The sequence below is a fragment of the Mesorhizobium sp. M7A.F.Ca.US.014.04.1.1 genome, assembly GCF_003998745.1.
In the GTDB taxonomy this organism is placed as follows: domain Bacteria; phylum Pseudomonadota; class Alphaproteobacteria; order Rhizobiales; family Rhizobiaceae; genus Mesorhizobium; species Mesorhizobium ciceri.
The window spans coordinates 1-1,285 of the sequence record NZ_RZRW01001001.1 but is presented as its reverse complement, the minus strand read 5'-3'; the positions used below and the strand labels follow the sequence as shown (position 1 = coordinate 1,285).

The window sequence follows — 1,285 nt, the reverse complement described above, 5'->3', positions numbered from 1 at the left end:
CCTTCTGCGGCGCACCTGTGGACGCTCGCTGGCGCCACTTTGCCACAGGCTCGAACATTAAAGTATCGAAAACTAAGGAAAACCAAGCTTTGAACGCCGTGGTCAGCGGACAGACGCCATGTTCAGCAGATGAACCCTGTTCAAAACGCCTTGGGACAGCTGAATCCGGACAGGGCCGGGAGGAAGAAGGGGTTGGAGCCTGAGCCTGTCTGGAGAGCATAAGTAACGTCGCGTCCGCCGATCACGAAGCGCGCTTGCATGTTGCTGTCGTCGCCGGTGACGGCAGCCTTGTCCAGAAGTCGTTTCAGCGCCCAGGGCCCTTCGAACTTGATGGCGGATTCGCGGCCTGGCATCTCCGGCGTCAAGCTTAGGCTGGCGGACGCGGAAGCTGCCTCGCCCGGCCAGGTGACCGCGCTCGGCGCGTTGCCCGTCTGATTGCTCCAGACGATCTGGCCTTCGGCATCGAGTATCGCCGTATCGACATCGCCATTCAGTGAGAACGGTGTGAAAGTGATGCTGACCTAAGGCAACGAACCGCCCGATGGGAAGAAGGCGCTGCGGATTTCCGCCGCAAGCTGGAAGTCTTTCAGGGTCGATTTCGACAGGTCGCGTCCAAATCGCGCATCCTGTTTCCAAGTCCAGTCCTGGCTGGTCATGTCGATCAGCGATGCTAGATTTTGTGCGAAGAACCGGTCCAGCAAGCCGCCAGGGGCGAACAATTTGGCGAAATCTGCCATCGCAACATCCTCGGTGGCGTCGCGGGCGAAGGGATAACGGCCGCTGATTGCGGCTTCACAAGGGGCTGTGACCGTCTGGTCAAGTATCTGATTCAAGTTGGTCACCGAGGTTTCGGCAACGTTGCCTTCGAACTCATCCGCCGTCGCGTTGACCATCCGGCCGAGTTGCTTGGGCAGGCGCGAGACATTGGCGCGAAGCGTGGCTATCTGCAGCTGCAGGTTCGAATTGACGCGTTCCGTCTGCGAAGGAACTTCGGCCGCCAGTTGCAGGCTCTGATAGATATCGCTGAAGTTTTGGGTCAGAGCATCGATCGGGCGATGTCCGGCAGGGCCGTTCACCAGGGCCTGGAATGGTCTGAATTGCGCTTCGATGTTTGCTCCTGGACTGAAGTTCCGTGCGTCGGCGGCCCCGGTGCCGGCGCGGCTTTGCGATTTGCCGCTGGCGATTGTTATGCCGATGCGGGCCAGGCCCTTGGCCAGATCCGCGGGGTTGCGCGGCGGGTTCTGGGCCGTGCCTTCGATCTCGGTGCCGGGATCGGGGCCGTCAC

The 1,285-nt window shown here is 60.7% G+C and carries 3 protein-coding genes; 1 reads left to right on the top strand and 2 read right to left on the bottom strand.

Annotated features, from left to right (window positions below; genetic code table 11):
* The coding region (locus EOA22_RS38325) for a hypothetical protein (RefSeq protein ID WP_206521485.1) at positions 1-203 on the top strand (203 nt) is incomplete at its 5' end.
* Here the strand turns inward: EOA22_RS38325 and EOA22_RS39295 are convergent.
* Together EOA22_RS39295 and EOA22_RS39290 are read right to left on the bottom strand one after the other, a co-directional pair.
* Entirely contained in the window at positions 141-515 is a 375-nt protein-coding gene (locus EOA22_RS39295; RefSeq protein ID WP_281040813.1) for a type VI secretion IcmF C-terminal domain-containing protein, read from the bottom strand. The two genes, EOA22_RS38325 and EOA22_RS39295, sit on opposite strands and share 63 nt — an antisense overlap.
* Before the next feature lie 6 nt (positions 516-521).
* Complete coding sequence (locus EOA22_RS39290; protein WP_245478763.1) at positions 522-1,076, bottom strand: hypothetical protein; 555 nt, start codon at positions 1,074-1,076, stop codon at positions 522-524.
* Positions 1,077-1,285: the final 209 nt, after the last annotated feature.